The 17,895-nt window shown below is 56.5% G+C and carries 11 protein-coding genes and 2 pseudogenes; 4 read left to right on the forward strand and 9 right to left on the reverse strand.

Annotation, left to right across the window (positions count from 1 at the left end; genetic code table 11):
• Positions 1-153 precede the first annotated feature (153 nt).
• The 6 genes from AC0JZ8_RS00360 to bcsA all read right to left on the reverse strand — a co-directional run bounded on the left by AC0JZ8_RS00360 (position 154) and on the right by bcsA (position 8,572).
• Positions 154-408: a hypothetical protein gene (locus AC0JZ8_RS00360; RefSeq protein WP_471891302.1), complete on the reverse strand. Its 255-nt coding sequence runs from the start codon at positions 406-408 to the stop codon at positions 154-156.
• 177 nt (positions 409-585) lie between these two features.
• On the reverse strand, positions 586-903 hold the full coding sequence (locus AC0JZ8_RS00365; protein ID WP_092665490.1) for a hypothetical protein: 318 nt from the start codon (positions 901-903) through the stop codon (positions 586-588).
• 190 nt (positions 904-1,093) lie between these two features.
• On the reverse strand, positions 1,094-2,947 hold the full coding sequence (locus tag AC0JZ8_RS00370) for a hypothetical protein (protein ID WP_471891303.1): 1,854 nt from the start codon (positions 2,945-2,947) through the stop codon (positions 1,094-1,096).
• Entirely contained in the window at positions 2,926-4,026 is a 1,101-nt protein-coding gene (locus AC0JZ8_RS00375; protein ID WP_471891304.1) for a glycosyl hydrolase family 8, read from the reverse strand. The genes AC0JZ8_RS00370 and AC0JZ8_RS00375 overlap by 22 nt, the downstream gene beginning before the upstream one ends.
• Positions 4,023-6,344, reverse strand: a complete 2,322-nt coding sequence (locus tag AC0JZ8_RS00380; RefSeq protein WP_471891305.1) for a cellulose biosynthesis cyclic di-GMP-binding regulatory protein BcsB — start codon at positions 6,342-6,344, stop codon at positions 4,023-4,025. The genes AC0JZ8_RS00375 and AC0JZ8_RS00380 overlap by 4 nt, the downstream gene beginning before the upstream one ends.
• Entirely contained in the window at positions 6,341-8,572 is a 2,232-nt protein-coding gene (gene bcsA, locus AC0JZ8_RS00385; RefSeq protein WP_092665482.1) for a UDP-forming cellulose synthase catalytic subunit, read from the reverse strand. Before bcsA ends, AC0JZ8_RS00380 begins: the two co-directional genes overlap by 4 nt.
• Positions 8,573-9,048: 476 nt before the next feature.
• Here bcsA and AC0JZ8_RS00390 point away from each other — a divergent pair, with 476 nt between their 5' ends.
• Positions 9,049-9,948, forward strand: a complete 900-nt coding sequence (locus AC0JZ8_RS00390) for a helix-turn-helix domain-containing protein (protein WP_175487309.1) — start codon at positions 9,049-9,051, stop codon at positions 9,946-9,948.
• 214 nt (positions 9,949-10,162) lie between these two features.
• Here AC0JZ8_RS00390 and AC0JZ8_RS00395 read toward each other — a convergent pair whose 3' ends face one another.
• From AC0JZ8_RS00395 to AC0JZ8_RS00405, 3 genes and pseudogenes are all read right to left on the reverse strand, one after another.
• Positions 10,163-11,833: a calcium-binding protein gene (locus AC0JZ8_RS00395; RefSeq protein WP_471891306.1), complete on the reverse strand. Its 1,671-nt coding sequence runs from the start codon at positions 11,831-11,833 to the stop codon at positions 10,163-10,165.
• A gap of 242 nt (positions 11,834-12,075) precedes the next feature.
• Positions 12,076-12,500 (reverse strand): annotated as a pseudogene (locus AC0JZ8_RS00400) (integrase); the annotation flags it as partial.
• 234 nt (positions 12,501-12,734) lie between these two features.
• A complete protein-coding gene (locus AC0JZ8_RS00405) occupies positions 12,735-14,546 on the reverse strand; it encodes a putative bifunctional diguanylate cyclase/phosphodiesterase (RefSeq protein WP_471891307.1) in 1,812 nt (603 codons plus the stop codon).
• A gap of 1,462 nt (positions 14,547-16,008) precedes the next feature.
• Between AC0JZ8_RS00405 and AC0JZ8_RS00410 the strand changes: the two genes are divergently transcribed.
• From AC0JZ8_RS00410 to AC0JZ8_RS00420, 3 genes and pseudogenes are all read left to right on the forward strand, one after another.
• Entirely contained in the window at positions 16,009-16,218 is a 210-nt protein-coding gene (locus AC0JZ8_RS00410) for a cold-shock protein (RefSeq protein ID WP_092665474.1), read from the forward strand.
• Between the two features lie 331 nt (positions 16,219-16,549).
• On the forward strand, positions 16,550-16,918 hold the full coding sequence (locus AC0JZ8_RS00415) for a DUF6481 family protein (RefSeq protein ID WP_092665472.1): 369 nt from the start codon (positions 16,550-16,552) through the stop codon (positions 16,916-16,918).
• A gap of 92 nt (positions 16,919-17,010) precedes the next feature.
• Positions 17,011-17,589 (forward strand): annotated as a pseudogene (locus tag AC0JZ8_RS00420) (IS3 family transposase); the annotation flags it as partial.
• Positions 17,590-17,895: the final 306 nt, after the last annotated feature.

A 17,895-nucleotide genomic window follows, 5' to 3' on the forward strand; every position in this document is an offset into this window, starting at 1 on the left:
CCGAATGTGGTCGCGCTAGCGATCAGCGCAACGGAGATCAGAGCAGCAATGAAGTTATAATCATGGCTTTGGCGCCCGATTCGTCGATCGTGACCATGTAAATACCGACATGCATATCCTCCCTAACCTCATGCTATGACGTTGGATCATACGCTACTGCAATTCTGGAAGCGGATAGCTCCGCCCGATCAATACGAGATACTCCATGATGTCATTAAGAAGGTGGTCTCGTTTTCCGTAGTATTCTGTGATCGCAGATAGCTTCGGCATGACCTCCTCGAGCTGATCATTGGGAAGGTCGGCATCGCCGATTACATAGCCTACGCCGGCGATCCCCGTGATGTTGCAGCCGGTAGCGGCGACCTCCTCAACGAACGCAGGAATTTCTTCAGGTTTCATTTTATGCATCGTGACCTCCTTCTCGCAGTCGAACCTAGCGGCTAAGAGCAGCATGATCGATTAGCAGAACTGCTAGTGCTATGTGGACGGCAGCGACCCACCTGGATTTTTCGCTCCCATAGGTCTAGATCTCCAGATAGCCGAGCCCGATTAGGCCGGTTGGGACTCAGAGCAGGGCGGCGGTTCTTATCGCTGCCTAAGCTTTCCGCCCCGTCTACCAAGAAGAGCCCTAACGACGTCCGTCCAGCCCTGCGCAGGGTGCGGCTTGCCCAGCGTTGAATGAGCTTCGGGTGTGAGGAACACAACGGCACCACAACTCCATTCGCTGCCGGCATCAACGCGAATAAGTCCGAGTTCACGCGCGTTGTTGAAATGATCCGTAGTTTCGAGCTCCAGAAGCTCTTCGTCAGTCAGGAGTAGAGCTCCATTTTCCTGATCGATGGTTTGCAATAGAGAAAGTAGGTTCCGGTCTATTTCCTGCCGTTTATCGATGTGAGGAGCCATGGCGACACTCTAAGTATTCGGAATCGAACCCACCCATATACGATACTCGAGTAAATAAAAGCGGCTGGCTAGAAAATATGACCTACGTGTGCTCTCGGAACAAGATTTGCTCAAAATGTTCTGATTAATCCAATAAGTTCAAATTGAATGCAACGTTGGGCGTTTAGGTACCGAGCCCGAGATCCAGGCGTCAGTTTTCAACATGTCGATTGCTGCCCCTTCCGTCTTTCTCGTAGTTTCCGAAGAGCTTGGTAAGCATATCGGGCTGTGTTTTTTTTCTGACAGGTCGTACCTTTTTCGGCACGTACTTTGCCTGATATACGTTGACGTCCGCTAGTCCACTATAACGATCGCCATATTTCTTCTTGATGGCCGACACTGTTGACCAGCGCTTTGCGCGCGCGGCTAGTACTGCCTGGCCGACGACCCCCCCTTCGGTTGGCTCGAAGGAAACTGATTTGTCAAACAAGCGGCTCGCATCGGCAGTATTCTTCTGTGACAATAGGTACCATCCTAGCGCTTGAGTGCCCAACGCGGACTCATGTTCAAGAACAAGCTGCTCGAACTGCTTCAGGTCCTCGCTCCCCATCACCGCCGGCTTTTCGTCCGTCATCTGGTCGGCGACCAGCTCGATATAGATCTTGGTGATCTCTGGGGTTAGCTCGACATTTTTCTTAGCCAGCACCGTCGCCTCGACCTCATGGTCGAGATTGCGCATGCAAAGAATCATGCCTTCCAAGCTCTTTGGGTCAGCGGCGACCTGATGCGCGAAAGAAAACCACTGGTAAGCCGCTTCCCAGCTTTTCTGGCTGTAGTAATACCAGCCGAACAATGCGGCATCCGATGCCGAGTTTGTTTTCTGGGCGAGAATGGCAAGACGTTGCAGCTGATCCGTTGTGACCACACCAGCAGCCGGATTGCCCTGCGCTAGGCTACCCATGCGGCTACGCAGGGGATCGAGCGAGACGTTTTCGAATTCGAGGCTTCCATCGGGAAGCGAACGACCCATGGCCACAAGGTTTGCGAACCCTGCTTCTGGCAGGATAAGGCTTGCCTTCTGGACCGTCGCCAGCCTTTCGTCGCCGTTGGTGCAGGTCGTCAGCACATATTTGTAGAGTTCGAAAGCCCGTGCAAGATCCTGCGTGCGCGCCAGCGATTCCGCGGTCAGCCAGATCGAATTCATATCCTGGCAAACCATCAGGGCCGGCGTCGATTCAGCGAGTTCTACCACCTGAGACCAGTTGCGCTGTGCAAATGAGCGCTGCATCAGCGTGCGGATTTCGACCAGTCCCAGTTTCATCTGCAGGTCTGCAGACGGCTTCCAGTTCGGATTGTCGCCCTGGAGCCGCGCCACTTCGTTGTGGACGCCGGCATAGTCACCGCGACCGAACATCTCCCATAGTTGCTGTTCGGAAACGTTTGTCGGCGGGTCGAAAAGGTTTTCGGGCGCATCCCAGTTCGGATAAAGCGCCTTCAAACGCCGGATCTCGGCGCCAAGCCTCTTCAGGTCGCGTTGCGTCGCGTAATAACGGAGTGCCGTCTCGTCGATGGTCAGCGTGTCCTCCAGAGCCGAAGCCGCTGGCGCCGATTGTGACGCGCCAGACGAGGTTGAGCCGAAGGACGTCGGATGCGTTATGGCGGCGGGTGCCTGCAGTGGCGCTGTCGAGGCCGCGAAAGGGTTCTCGCCAGCTTTGGCGGCAACAGGTTGCGCGACCGTCGCCGCCGCGACGGCAAAGCTGGCAGGAACCACAGCCGTGACCGGCCCCTGCGGCGACGCTACAGCCGGAACGACGGCTGCTGTCGGGATCTGAGCCTGGCCTAACGATGCCGGCGTGACTGGCGCGGCGCCCTGCTGGAGCCCCGCTGCTGTCCCCACGCTTGCCATGTTCGGCGGCATGACAGCGACGGTTTGAGCAGGAGCGGTGGCTGGAAGAATGGTGCCGAGCGGGCTGGTGACGGCGTTGTCGCCAGTCGCGTAGCTGATGGGCACGACAAGGCAGCAGCCAGCGAGGAGAACGGACTTCAGAGAGAGCCGGTCAAACATGTCGGGTACCTTTCAGCGATAGCCATGAGGCTGAGAACGTGGAGGGTGGAAGGATAATAATCGGTCGGACTGAAGTTCGAGACCTCCTCGATTTTCACAGGCCGGCCAAGACTGCATTCGACAAGATTGGCGACCGCCCGGTAGCCGGGATCGGGCATGGCGGCGGTTGCGGTCGCTGTTGTCAGTTCGATGACGGCCAGCCCCTTCGTGCCAGCTGAACGCTTCCACTGTCTGGAAAACGTTTCCAGCAGGTCCGGATGATCCGTCGAATACCAAGCGAGATAGAGCGGAATGCGGATGGATTCATAGCCGAACTGCGGCATAAATCCCTGAGCCGGCTTCGGACTGCTTGCCGAAAGCCCGATCCAGTCAGCGGGCAGTTGTGCTGGCCCGAAACGTGCGTCACGCACCAGCGACAAGCCGGTCTTGACGAGCGCCCGACCTGGAAAGGCTCTTGAAGCCTGAGCAAGCTCCTCCAAGGCCGGAAAGACCCAGTAGGACAGATTGACGACCGGACCGTCTGGTTGCTCGCCAGCTTTGAAGCCGTAAATTGCCGGCATCAGCACCTTGCCGAACGCTGTCTCGGCCGTCGCCAGCTTGGAAATGGTCTGAGCCATTTGCAGCGCGACCTTGCTGTAATCTGACTGCTTCCATTTCTGCGAAGCCCTCAGTAGAGCCCAGGCGACTAAGAGGTCTCCGTCGGACGCGTTGTTCGTGTCTTTGACATGCGGGTTCTCCCTGGCATCCCATCGCCATGCCATGAGTCCGTCCTCACGTATCATGAGATTGGCGCGGGTCCATTTCCACATGAGGTCGAAGGCACGTTTGTCATTCGCGAGCACCGCCATCAGCATGCCATAGCCCTGGCCTTCGCTATGGCTGATGTCACCGGCCTTGTTGTCGATGATGCGGCCGTCCGGCGTCATGAACTTGTGCTGATAGAGCAACCATGCACCCGCAGCGAGATCCGCTGCAGGGCTCTCGATATCGGCGCCTACCTGTGCTTTTGCGGTCTCCGCTTCCCCGGACAAGAGGGCAAGCACCGCAAGGAGGGCACCTTTCGTCTTTGGAAATGTCATGGCTTCCGGCGTCCTTTGCGAAGGACGACGAAGGTTGACATGCCAAGCAACACTGCGGCGGCGATCTGGGAAATCGTGAACTGCAATGAATTGTTGGCAAACCAGCCCGCGACGATAAGGCGACCGTTCTTGAGCGACAGCGGCTTGGTCTCATAAAGCTCTTGATGGAGAGCTTCCTTGCGCTCGATCTGTTTGCCAGTCCGCTCGAAGGCCTGAACCGTGCCGCCGATGCCGCTCCAGACATGCGGCTGGCTGATGGCGTTGACGCTTTCCTGCAGCACCAATTCGTCACGTCCAACAATGACCGTCCAGGGCGAGCGGTCACCCGCCATCCGCTGGGTGACAAGCAGATCGGTATTGCCCGGGATTTGGTAGCTCTGGTCAGCAGCAAGGACCTGCGGGTTGGGAACGAGGTTCAGAATTTCGGCCTGCGTGCGAAGGCGCTCAAAGGCAGCAATGCCCAGACCCTCCGTCCACTTTATGTAAGCTGCGACCTTGGTCTGCGGATCTGCAGACTTGGTTGAATCTGGCTGGTCGGTGCCGAAGGCCAGGCTTGCTGTCGACTGCGCTGCCGGCAGCTTGGATGCGGCCGAGGATGCCATGTCCAGCGATGGACTGAGATCAACCATCATATCGGATTGAGAGTGACGGCCGATGCCGGCAAACGTGCCGAGCGCCAGCAACGCACTGTCACGCTGCGAAGGCCATTGGTTGGTCGTGGCAACCGGCGTGACATGGCTTGAAAGATAAGCCGTGCGGGCGAGAAGCGTTGCCGCCGCTCCGAGCGAAGCCGGACGCAGATTCTCGACGAAAAGCGGTAGAGGCTCTTTATCACTTGCACCAGCCTTGAAGTCGCCGGCCATGGCGACTGCCAGATCCGGAGAATGTCCGACCTGTGCAAACACTGGCATGTCGAGCGAACTATCCGCCTTGACGTGAAGGCGCGGCGTCGAGGAGGTCAACGTCTGGGCGTCACAGGCTGCATCGGCAGAAGCGGTCAAGTCCGCTTCGAGACGGATTGTATTTCTGCCGGGGCGCAATTTGTTCAGCGGAATCGGGAGATGTTGATTGGTGATGCGACCCGTCCGTCCGTCCCCAAGATGGACGCTCGCGACCGTCTCGTCATTTGCGCGTACGATCAGCTTGGCATTCGGGGAAAGCCCGGCAGCGTAGTCGGCACTGAGATTGAGCGTCGCAGCGCCATAGTCGCCGGGATAAAAATCGGCCGGCAGGTTGAAGGACACGGACTGATCATAGTGTCGGCCGAGAAAGGGCCGTGAGATAAATCCCAGCGCTGATAGCGCCGTGCGGCTGGCCGGCTCGAGGAGACGGCCGCGCCGGTTCTCGATGGCCCGCCGTCCCTGGCTCGTGCCATCCTGATAATGGTCGCGACCATCCACTTCGAAACGGGCGATGATCTGGTCGAGATCTTCTTCCGTTCTTGCTGTCGCAATCAACTGGGATTTGCCGGTGTCCGGATCGGTTTTTACGTGAACGCCTTCGCTAAGCTCGCCGGCATTGCTTCCGAGAGCCTGACGGACCAGGCCGAAGGTGCCGACCAGCATCTCGATGCCAGGGGTCGATTCGGGTTGCTCAACCATGGAAATTGCCGGTCGGTCGAGCTGACCCGCAATTGCCAGAGCCTGCACCATGGCCATGGTGCGATCGATATCATTGGTCGTGCCGGTCCTCGGCAAGATCATGCGAATGGCTGTTCGACCGTTGACATTGCCAAAGGTCAGCAGCGACGAGAGGTCGCTGCTGCCGTCACCCGTGCGCCGCGAGAATGACACACCGCTATTGGTGGGATTGATTTGCGTCCAGAGCTCATAGGTTGCATCCAGTGAGCAGTCGACCCGATGGAACTGGTCCGCAAGCATCACCAGCGAATTATACCCAGGTTGCAGCCGCCCCTTGGGAATTTCAATTTCCACCTGCCGCGGCGCGCCGGAGACGAGTGGAATGGTGCCAAGATCCTGATCGTTGATGAACAGCCGCAACGTCGAACGCTCGGGCGCGACCGAAATCGCCGATTGGATATCAAGAACGATCTTCGCGCTGCCGGTCATTTCCGACGGGAGGACCAGAAAGGCAAACTCGCGATTGACGGTTTCGCCTCCCATGAACAGGTCGTTCCGATCCGCCATCAGCCGACGCATCTGCCGGGTGTCTTCGGGCGTCCGTTTGGCGGGAGCCTCGGGCTTTGCTTTTGGTGCAAGGATGAAGCCCGTGTCGCTGGCGGCGGCCGAGGTCGTGGCTGCCAAGCCGAGGAACAGCAAAGCGGATGTGGTTAGGAAACCTGCTTTGTGGAGGGTCATTCTGCGAACTCCTTGTGATGTGCAGGTGCGGCGGCAATGGCGAGCGGCTGCTTGGCGATCTGCTTTCGCTCTTCCGACCGCTCTTTCGGCGCAGGGCTGAGGGCGACGGACAGGGCGGAAATCGGGCAGGTGATCGCCCAGCGGACGAGACGTATGCTCCCCGAGATCAGCCCCTTCCTCTTGCGCCGTACTTCCCGCTCTGCACGAACGACCTTCATGTCCTTCAGCATCAGTTCCGCGATGATCGGAAAGTGATGGGCTTCGGGCTCGAACCGCAACTCAAGCGCATGATCGTCGGACGTTGACGAGGCCGCGATATGAATGGGCATGCTCGTGATCAAGATGTTCGAGGAAGGATTGAGAAGATGCAGCCGGCCATACTCGCCCTTGCGGAGTTGGCGGGTCGTCCTTTCGGCCGGTATCAGCCTGGCCTGACGGGCCGATGCGGTGACGATCGCGCCCTTGAGAATGGTTTCGCCAAACTCCAGCTCGACATTGGCCCGAACCGGCAGTTCGACACCGACGTCATTATTGCCGCGTTCGGTCACGACACCCAGAGCAGCGCCTGCGATGGCAAGGTTGAGCACGTTCCAGATGCCGGCAACGAGGAGAAGGTTCGCGATTTCAGGTTCGGTATTGTAGCGATAGGCTGCCACGAAGAGCGTAACCAGAAGCAAGACGAAGATGCCGACGAAGGGAAGCGCGAGTTCCGAAATGCGATCATGCTTCTGTGATGCGCCCTTAGCGGTGACGTTGAATGTCGGGCTACGCGGGCTCAGAATAACGGCGACAATAGCCCGGATCAGAAAGACGCTCTGCACATATTCGTAGAGGTCGGAGACCCAGGGCCAGCGCACATTTCCGTAGAGATAGCCGCGCACCAGTTCGCAGACGATGATGTACATCACCGTATAGCCGATGAAATCGTCCAGCGATGCGACGAAAATCTTCATATTGAACAGAATGAAGAGCATTGGAGCGATCAGGAACGTCGCGCGGATGAACGGGAAGAACCAGTACATCGAGCTTGACAAGTAGCTGAGCCGCTGCGGCAGGCTGAGACCACGCTTGAACATCGGGTTCTTCAAGATCAGGATCTGGATCATCCCCTGGCACCAGCGCGAGCGCTGACCGATAAAACCGGCGAATGTCTCGGGCTGAAGGCCCGTGATCAAAGGCTTGTCGACGTAGATGCTGTTCCAGCCGCGCGAATGGAGTTCGAGAGCAGTTTCGCAATCCTCGGTAATGGTAATGCCCGAGAAGCCGTTAACCTCTTCCAGTGCCTCGCGACGAAGCACGGCAGCAGAGCCGCAGAAATACGAGGCATTCCAGCGGTCCAGGCCCTTCTGGATCTTGCAGTAGAACATCTCGTTTTCGGACGGCATGCGTCCGAAAGTTGCCAGATTGCGCTCGATCGGATCCGGATTGGAGAAGAAATGCGGGGTCTGCACGAGAAACAACTTGGGATCGGTGGAAAAATGACCAACCGTGTGGCGCAGGAAACTGCGTTCGGGTGCGTGGTCGGCGTCAAACACGACGATCAGTTCGCCCTTGGTGCGCCAGAGGGCCGCATTCAGATTGCCCGCCTTGGCATGGGAGTTCTCCGTGCGGGTCAGGTATACGACCCCAAGATCGCTGCAGAGGCTCATCAGTTCCTCAGCCCGCGCCTTGGCCCGGGATGAAACGACCACGTCGTCGCTGAATCGCTTCTGGTCGGTACCGCCGTCGTCGAGCAGATAAACCGTGAACTTGTCGGCCGGATAGTCCATCGCCTTTGCAGCAGACAAGGTGAGGGCTAGGATTTCACTGTCCTCGTTGTAGCTGGGTACGAAGACGTCAATGGTTGGACAGGATTCCGGATCGAATTCCGCAGCTTCCGGCTGCTCAATGGGATCGGCAATAACGAACAGGCCGATTGCGAGCATCACGATGCAGTACATTTCTACGGCGTAGACGATCGCACCTGGGATAAACGAATAGAGGTCATCAATGGGCGGAATTGTACTCGTCGTGCGCCAGTAGGCATATTGTAGAATGACGATACTCGACAATGCCAAGAAGACGTGGCGCCATACCCCGTCGAGTCTGAAAACCATGATCACCGCTAGTATTCCGATGACGATCAGCGAAACGCCGAGCCGGGTTCCGTGACCTACAGGTTGTGCAACAAGCAGCAACATCAGGACGGCTAAGCTTAACCAAAATCCGTATGTAAGTAGCCTGACCATGACCGTGCACTCCTTCGCTATCTCTTCAGTCGCGGGCGCCTGCACTGAGTAAGCACAACATGACCCAACCCGCGGCCATACTTGGCATGGTTAGGAAACTATTAACGCGACTTGGAAGTGGCGCAGCAAGATAATTGCGCAGATGGCCGGATCGCGGCGCAGTTTGTCTTGATTCGTGCGTCGCGACGAAAGTTATTGACTGATTGTCAATTACTAAATATGTCAAACGCACAAGTCATCCCGAGCAAGTTCCTTTAATAAGTCGATAGAATTTTGAATCAATATCGCATTTTGTTTTGAATGGAGCCAAAGTTCATGATGGTTACATTTTTAGACACGAGGTGAACAGTATTTAGGCAAAACGTGTTCTATGCCGAGTGAGGATGTTGGGGTTTTAAATGACTCGGTATGTGGGTGTACTATTACGAGACAGAATCTTACTTCAGGAGATAGCGGACCTCGCGAGGTGTTTCGATATGGCAAACCTGTTGGCGGAGGGTGAAATCTATAAGCTGGTAAGCTTTTCACTCTCGGCGAACGATATTTTCACCTTCGCCACTTGGTTGAGCTGCACCCCGGCACACGGTATTGAGGATCTCCCCCAAGAGGTCGGCGCTATCCTAATGCCACCCGCAGACCGCAACTCCCGTCCAACAACTGATGCTGGATATGCTGGATTGTTTAAGGCCCGCCCCCATCTTCAGCGGGTCCTGGCATGGGGCAATGGTGTAGTGCTGGCGGCGGCCTGTGGCCTTGCTGCGGGAGGGAAAGTCGCTTGCGAAGCCGCAGACGTTCCAAAGGTCATGATGCTCGGAAACAGCATAGCCATCGAGCCCTTTGCGGATAGCTGTCACTCCGGCTCGCTGTCGACTTGGGCCTCGTCAATCCAAGCACGCAACATCGTTCTTACACTTGTCGAGGAGGATTTTGGGCCGGCATTCGCACATGAACTGGCCCGCCGGCTGGGCGTGATCGAGCGGATGGAAAAACTCATCGCTCCGACGCCGGCAACGCGCCGTAAGACGCCAATTGATAGAGTTCAGGATTGGGTTCAAGAAAACCCGAATGAAAACCTCAGCGTCGGCACTCTGGCGAAGATGGTGTCAATGACGGAAAGAACACTCTCACGCACCTTCAAGGAAAAGACGGGGCAGACGATCGGAAACTACATTCTCAGCATACGCCTCAATCGTGCATGCAACCTTCTGACCACCACCGACCGGAAGATCAAGGAAGTCGCGCAGCTGAGCGGTCTCGGGAGCCAAGCGAACATGCGCCAAGTCTTCATGGCGAGGCTGGGCACGTCACCAAGTAACTACAGGATATGCCGGACCGACGACATCAAATCAGCCGCTCCAAGCCACGGCCCAAACTAGGCCTACAATGGTTCGATCTCTGTAACTTACAAAGCGACCTGCCGCAGTGGAACATTTGCATCGACAAATATGGATCAAACTGGCGCCGGCATGGAAGTCGCGCCCGACAAGTTAATTCCGAGATGCTGGAATGAGAGGCCCTTATTGAGCCATCGGTGCATACCGGTGGCTACTCACAGAATTTGGCTGCGCCGCTGCCGCGGACCGTCACAACTTAGAACAGGAAATCGCCCACATCGAGGGCCGCGAGCTTTACGTTCTGCAACAGGATGCTGTCGCCGTTCAGGCCATCGATGTAAACATCGTGCCCGACCTGTTTCATATGGTGCTGGACCAGGTCCTTGTAGTCGATGATGCTGCCAAGACCAGTGAGGTCGAGGATGTCGTGCTTCGAGCCGGTCGCGACAAAATCGATGATCGTGTCCCTGCCGTCCTTGGTGGCAAACACGAACTGGTCGGCGCCCGCGCCGCCGGTCAGGGTATCGGCGCCGCCATGGCCCCAGATGATATCGTTGCCTGCCTTGCCGTCTATGACGTTCTTGCCGCTATTGCCGTGGAGTTGGTTTGCCAGCGCATTGCCGGTGGCGTTGATGGCCGAAGCGCCGTTCAGCGTCAGGTTCTCGAAATTGTTGCCCAGCGTTAACGACACCGCCGATTTGACGAGGTCGGTGCCGCCGCCGGCATTCTCGGAAAGCTTGATCTTCACGTCGCTGATCACATAGACGTCGTTGCCGTTGCCGCCATAGATCGTGCCGTTGACCTTGCCGCCGGTGCCGTCGAAATAGTCGTTGCCATTGCCCAGCTTGATGTCGCCGGTGATGGTGCCCTTGTTGAAGAGCGTGTCAGCGCTGTTGCCGCCCAGAAATGCGGTGCCCGCCGATTTGATCAGGCCGCTGTTCTGCAGCGCCGCGTTGCTCGCACCCGAAAAATCGATCGTCGCCAGAGATGCCTGGGTGCCTGTGATCGTACCGTAATTGGTAACGGTTTCACCGGCGCCACCGACCTGGATGCCGCCCGCCGCCGTCATGGTCTTGTTGTTGGTAACGATCGTATCGTCGGCCGAAACGGCAATCGCATAGCCGGAGGCCTTGATCAGACCGTTATTGGTGATCTTGCCGTGATCTCCGGTGAGCGTGATGGCGTTCTTCAGAGCGGTGATCTCGCCGCTATTGGTGATGATCGCCGCAGCGCCGGTCGCCGTGATCGCGCCGCCCTTCGTCGAGATGACCGTGCCGTCATTGGTGATGACAGCGTTGGCTCCGGATGATGCGATGGTGGTCCCGGTGCCAGTCGCGGTTCCGTGATTGGTCAAAACCGCCGATTTGCCGCTGGACACGATCGCCGAGCCCTTGTCGGAGCGTAACTCGCCATTGTTGGTGAGAATGGCCGAGGCGCCGCGCAGTTGCACCACATCCAGCGCCGCATGCGTGGTGCCGTGATTGATGATTTCCGCGTCGCTGCCGGACACGGCGATGCCGATACCGGCAGAGGATTCGATCAGGCCGGTATTGACGATTGTCGTCGCCGTTGCAGCAACTGCGATCGCGGTCAGGCGTGCCGCCACCGTGCCGTCATTGATGAGCTCCAGTCCGCCGCTGTCGATCTTCAGGCCGTAGTCCTGGCCGTTGACCACACCGGACGCGCCGACCACGAACTGGCTTTGGCTGTCGGTCACCGCGGTTGTGCCGAACTGGAAGGCATAGCTGGAAGCGGAAAGCACCGTGCCGTTGATGTAGAAGTCGCGCTGCGTCGCCACGCCGGTCGCCACTATCGCCGTCGCGGCTGTGCTTAGCGTCACCCCCTTGTTGAGGATAAATTCGCTGCCGGTTTCAAGATCCGTCACCTGAGCAGTGCGGTCACTGGTGATCACGATCTTTTCGGTCATCTGCCCATCATGCTGAGTGTCATCGGCTTGGTTTCGCTGTCTCAACGGTACGGTAAGGACACTTAGCCCCGCCCGGCATTTAAGCTCTTATGATGGATTCATAGGAACGCCGCAATGGCCATTCTGAGCGAGGGTCTCAAGCACTGTCGCGAAGGGGCTCAGCGACATCCTGGTGGCTTTCAAGCGGATCGTCTCAATGCGCGACGAAATTTCGGTGGCCTGCCCTCTTCGGCTAGTCGCCAGTCGGCGATGCGGGTTGCCAAAATCTTGCCGACGACATCGCCGGTGACATCCTTGTTGCTCTTTCGGCGACGTTGTCTCGGGGTGGGCCGTATCGCGAGCTAAAGGGCAGGGGAGGCGAAGACGTGGGTTAGTCCGCGCCACTTCGTGGGCGTCGCCCACGTTGCGAGGGGCCGGCGCTCGGTATCGGGGGATGCGGGCCTGCCGACTTTAGAAACCTTGGCTACGGAGATTCTGCTCGACCTCTGCTGGCATCCCGTGATCCGGATCGGTTTCGCGCTTCTCCGGGTCCCACAAATGATGTGCGACAAATTTTAGGAGCAAAGCTTCGGGCCGGCCGAGGCAGAAGTCTACCAATCGCCGCCAGCTACCATGCTTGCAGATAGGCAAGATCAGACGTTAGGGCACAAAAGGGTCTTCTCCTCATTCCCTCATTTACTAGATGGCGCAACGTTGCGACATCCTGGTCGGTAAGTCTGTTTGTGGCCAGTCAACAAGAATGGCGTGCCGGCGTCGCGCTCGTTGATGTTGCCGATGATCTTTTTGTCTGCAACACAGTTGCACTTTGTGCTTTGGTCCGTCTCGGTCAGGCATACTGGAACCGGCTATTTCGAAGAAATATGGACACTACTCACTCTGCAAACTGACGGCAAACGGCCAATCAGGCTCTAAGCGGTTCGTGATCATTTCCTCCATGCTGACCGTAGAGGGCCATTAGGCTTGCAGCAGCATCTGCATCAACGGCCCTGGAGAATAAGTATCCTTGTCCAAGTTTGCAGCCGAACGACACGAGTTGCTCGAGCTGGAGATCCGTTTCGATCCCTTCAGCGACAACCCTCAGACCCAACTTGTTTGCTATGCTGACCAGCCCTTCGACTATAACGACAGCCCCGTCATCAGGCGTCAACCTGTCGACGAAAGATTTGTCGATCTTGATGATGTCGACCGGGACCGTCAGGAGATGAGTGAGTGATGCGAACCCTGTGACAAAGTCGTCGAGCGCGACGCGCATTCCGCAGCTGCGAAGCAGTTTGATTTCGTCGGCAACCACATGATCGCGGTGGCCGAGATAGACGGACTCGGTCACCTCAAGGATGACATGATCAAGCGGGACGCCGGCGTCCGCGAAGACTGTACAGATCCTCTCCTGTAGCCGACCCGCATGAAAATCAGCAGCAGAAAGATTGATGCCAACGTGCTGGAGAGGAAGGCCCCTGTTGAGCCAGCTGCGCATATCACGCGCGACACGTTGGAGCATGCACTGGGTTAGTTCGGCAGCGACATGGGCATCTTTGGTTGCTTCGTGGAAATTGGCAGCCGCGATGATGTCACCTGAGGCTTTCGACATCCGACACAACGCTTCGAACCCTACCACTTCACCCGAATCGAGCCGTACGATTGGTTGGTAGTAAGGATGTATTCGCTTTTCAACGAGTGCGAGACTAACGTCTCGGATCGCCCGAAAGCGCCGCGTTAGTGCCGTTCCAAGCCCAGGTCGGTGTTCGACGAATTGGCCGCGACTGCGCTCTTTAGCATGGTACAACGCGACATCAGCGCCTTGGCGCACTTGATCGGCAGGCTCATCTCGGCTCGCGACACACCCGCCTAGCGTGGCGCTGGGGAGGACAACGTGGTCGCCGCAATGCGCTTGCCCCTTGATGGCCTCAAGGAGCCTCCCTGCTAAAGTCGAAAGCGGAGACGTAGTGTCGCTCTCAACAACGACTGCGAATTCGTCGCCACCGATCCTGAACGCACGACCCGTGCCGGCTACAGCGTCTATCCTTTTTGCAACGATCTGTATGAGTTCGTCACCGGCGCCGTGTCCGAATGTATCGTTGATGACTTTGAGATTATCCAGGTCCGCTAGGATTACGGCCCAACCGCCCCCTGCGCGCCCGGCTAGCGCTGAAAGAACCTGATTGAACGCTGCCCGGTTAGGAAGCCCGGTCAGTACGTCAGTATAAGTCAGGCGCTGGCGCTCCCGAACCCTATCATCTCGCTCTATGGCGATAGAACAAAGATGAGTGCACGCGTTGACTATGCGCTGTTCTAGCTCGTTTGGGCCTCGGCAGTCCTGAAAGTAAAAAGTAAACGTCGCGACGACGCGGCCGCCACTGCAAATCGGCGTCGACCAGCGTGCTTTGAAGCCGAGCGGGAGTGCTATGGCGTTAAAGCCTGCCCAAAGAGGATCATGTTCGATCTCTGTGACGGTCACCGCTTCCCCTTGAAAAGCTGTAGTGTCGCAGGACCCAATAAAACCCCCGATCGGCAAACCATCCAAGGCTTCTTGAAAAGATTGCGGGAGTGATGGGCCAGCGAGAGCTTGAAGACGTTCATCGCGAACTAACAACACTGAACACACCGTCCCGATGAGCAAGGCTTCAGTTTCGACACACAGCCGCTCGATCGTTGCCTGCAAAGCTTCGCCGCGGGCGATCATTTCCAAAATGGTGTTCTGCAGTTTTAGTATCATCGCAATTGCTTTCTCGGAGGCTGGAAGGCTGCCAGCTCAGATCCTTAACCATGCATTGTGGATAGTAGTCTTAGCCTCACAGGCAATTCTGTCGTTCAACGCAAACCCGACCCGGCACCAAGAACGTGCTATACCCCTCGCGGACATGCTCCTTGATAATCACCCAATGGCGCCTCACCTATTTGACTGCGCGTCATGCTACCCCTGCCACCAAATCAAAACAAATGCTTCGGTGGCAATGAGATTGAGGCCTTACATGCCTCCTCGAGCCGTGGCACTTTCCTTTCGCTATCTCGACGACCATATCGGTCTCCGCAGGGGGACGAGTCATTCAAGACCAGCGGGCCTCGGCGGCCCATGTTGCGGCCACAGTGATCCTCGCCTGAAAACGCCGGGAAGAGCCAATGAGCCTGGCAGGGACAAGTTCTTTAAGGACGTAGATATTGATTAAGAAGGTAGGCTCGCCCGTGCTGATTGAAGCCAGCCCACCAACTGCCTCTTACCTCTCACGACTCGAAGCGTTTAGACATTGATACGCCGAGGTTTAAGAAACATTAAGACACTCTAAAATACGAAATTCTAAAGTACGCTGTCGTCTCAGCGGCTTGGGAGGATTGTGCAGCCGTTGGTATTAGCAACGATTGCTTCGCCAAAACGGTGGCAGAGGATCAAGAATATGCCGAGCTCATAAGCTAAAAATGACCAAATGACCTCAGATAACTGCTTTAGTAATAGTCATGCGCGAGAGCCGAATGCGCGGACAGTACTTCTTAAAAGGTTAGATCGTCGTGACCCACACTGAGCTGAGCCGCGACGTTCTCCATGGATACAGTGACGTAGAGCCTACCGTTGGCTGTGTAAGCGGCAGCTGCAGAGATAACCGCCATTGGAAAACCCTATCCAACTGTTGCTGCCGCCAGTCCGTTTGCAGCACTGGAGAGAGGCATCTTGTGAAGGAGAACTGCCACGCACTGATCTGTGCCAGTAGGCATACTGCCCCTGTCTAGCCTCGCATCCGGTCAGGCTGTCGCTAGCCGTTGTGACATCCTTCAGGACCTCTAGTTAGGCAAGTCAAGTTTGTAGGACGGATCACAAACCGATGTAGGCGGTAGAGTCGCGCGTTATCCGCAGCGGAGGGTATCCTTCGGTCGCGCATGCAAGGATGGCGTCCGCCACCTTATAAGGGTCAGAACGAAGCCGCTGCTCACATGGAAGCGCCGAACGTGTCCAGCAGGGGAATCCTTGTCCGCCTTCCGCACTGTACCGGTCCGCTGCCGGAAACTAAATGTTGACGCAAAAGCTTCTAGCCCTTAGGAATGACTGATCGATCTTTTGCTTGCCGAGCTTTGTCTACCGCGCGACTGGCACCGCGCTTTGAGCGAACTTCTCTTTCAAAAATATTCGGTCCTCATCTGCACAGCACCTGCTGCGCGGCTCACTCTTTGCTTTGAAAGGCTTCGCTATGACCACTGGCACAGTAAAATGGTTTAATTCCACCAAAGGTTTCGGCTTTATCGAGCCCGACAACGGCGGCGCTGACGCCTTCGTTCACATCTCGGCTGTAGAACGTGCAGGTATGCGCGAACTCGTGGAAGGTCAAAAGGTCTCTTTTGAGCTCGAGCGCGATGCTAAATCCGGTAAGATGTCGGCTTGCAACTTGCAGTCCACGTAATCCTTTTTCGTCGTTCACGGACTGTTCGGATTTTGTTGTAACTACGTTATTAGCTTAAAGCCAGGCGTTGCGGCTTGCCTCATCTGTCAGACTCCATCACCACTGAAAAAAGATCTAGCAAATGTGCCAGAAGCACGTGATCGCCTTCGGCGTTTGCCGGTGCCGCGTCGATTCGCTCAACGCTCTTCTCAGCAGGTAATGCAGGAAGCGATGGCAAACCGTTACTATACATAGCCTGTATTAGATCGAGCTTTGGCCACTAGAGTCCATTCCTGTTTACGAATGCATGGCAGTAAGCTGACAGACGCTTAATACCCAATAAGGAAACGATTTGAAACACTCAAGAAACAACGAGCTTGCCGACCGTCGCTCAGCAGCGGCTGACGCGAAGGCATCCCTCCTCAATGCCTACCGTGAAGCGCAGAGCTCCATCGAACTTTCGCGAGTTGCCAGACAGGCTGAGCGTGTCTCCATTGTTGAAGCTCGTGAAGCTCGCCGCGTTGAACGAGATCGCATCAGATTCGAAGAGCGGCTCCGGCTAGAGGCAGTGGCTTCCGACGCAAAAGCTACCGCGGAAGCACAAATAGAGACACGTAAAGCGACTGAGGACGAACTCGTTGCGCGCGTTGTTAAAGATGAAGCTGAACGGAAAGCCGAGCGCGATCGCCGATACGCAAATCGCAAGGCGCGGCAGCGTTAGTTAACTGCTAAAGCCTTACAGCTGTCGGGGCCTCCAGGTCTTAAGTCGTCCTCACCAAACTAAGGTCTCTAGGCCTGCCGTCCGGCGGGCCACGGGTCGGGTCACGCCATCACCGAAACGTTCGGCGACAATGGCCTTCCATTGTCGTCGACAACACTCTGGACCGTCAATTCGACGTTGCTGCTCCGGACAAGGCGTGGGTCACGGACATCACCTACATCCGGACCAACGAAGGCTTCGCCTATCTCGCGGTGGTGATCGATCTCTATTCCCGCCGTGTTATCGGCTGGTCGATGCAGAGCCGTCAGACAACGGATGTCGTGCTGCAGGCGTTGCTGATGGCTGTCTGGAGGCGAAAGCCAAAGGAAAAGGTTCTAGTGCATTCGGATCAGGGATCGCAATTCACCAGTATGGACTGGGCAGCGTTCCTGAAGCACCACAATCTGGTTCATTCGATGAGCCGACGGGGCAACTGCCATGACAATGCCGTCGCTGAGAGCTTCTTCAATCTGTTGAAGCGGGAGCGGATACGCCGGAAGGTCTATCGCTCAAGAGACGAAGCCAGGCAGGACGTGTTCGACTATATCGAGATGTTCTACAACCCGAAGCGCAAACATGTCAGAAACGGGATGCTGTCGCCCGTCGAGTTCGAAAAGCAGCAGAAAACGTAACCGGAGGGTGTCTACGAAACTCGCGGCTATCCAACGGGACCGTTCGATATTCATTAATTTGCAAGGTCGTCGCACAGATAGTCGTGTGTTCTGGTGTTTGGATACGCAGCAGAGGAAAGAGAAAGCCACCACTGATACGATGGTGCCTGCACAAGGCTGAGCGGGAACATCAGAGTTTCGCTCGTCAAAAAGAACGATATCTTCCGCCTTTCACCGAAGAAAGAAATTTGGACCTGCTGAAGGACAAAAGGAGTAGTTTTTGGGCCTGGCATAACGAATTCCCGCCAAAGCCCTCCGGTGGATACT

The organism is Velazquezella soli, assembly GCF_977018685.1.

Coding starts and splice junctions, on each gene's coding strand:
- AC0JZ8_RS00410 (WP_092665474.1), top strand. CDS start 16,009: ATGACCACTGGCACAGTAAAATGGTTTAATTCCACCAAAGGTTTCGGC.
- AC0JZ8_RS00390 (WP_175487309.1), top strand. CDS start 9,049: ATGGCAAACCTGTTGGCGGAGGGTGAAATCTATAAGCTGGTAAGCTTT.
- AC0JZ8_RS00375 (WP_471891304.1), bottom strand. CDS start 4,026: ATGACATTTCCAAAGACGAAAGGTGCCCTCCTTGCGGTGCTTGCCCTC.
- AC0JZ8_RS00360 (WP_471891302.1), bottom strand. CDS start 408: ATGCATAAAATGAAACCTGAAGAAATTCCTGCGTTCGTTGAGGAGGTC.
- AC0JZ8_RS00370 (WP_471891303.1), bottom strand. CDS start 2,947: ATGTTTGACCGGCTCTCTCTGAAGTCCGTTCTCCTCGCTGGCTGCTGC.
- AC0JZ8_RS00380 (WP_471891305.1), bottom strand. CDS start 6,344: ATGACCCTCCACAAAGCAGGTTTCCTAACCACATCCGCTTTGCTGTTC.
- AC0JZ8_RS00395 (WP_471891306.1), bottom strand. CDS start 11,833: ATGACCGAAAAGATCGTGATCACCAGTGACCGCACTGCTCAGGTGACG.
- AC0JZ8_RS00405 (WP_471891307.1), bottom strand. CDS start 14,546: ATGATACTAAAACTGCAGAACACCATTTTGGAAATGATCGCCCGCGGC.
- AC0JZ8_RS00365 (WP_092665490.1), bottom strand. CDS start 903: ATGGCTCCTCACATCGATAAACGGCAGGAAATAGACCGGAACCTACTT.
- bcsA (WP_092665482.1), bottom strand. CDS start 8,572: ATGGTCAGGCTACTTACATACGGATTTTGGTTAAGCTTAGCCGTCCTG.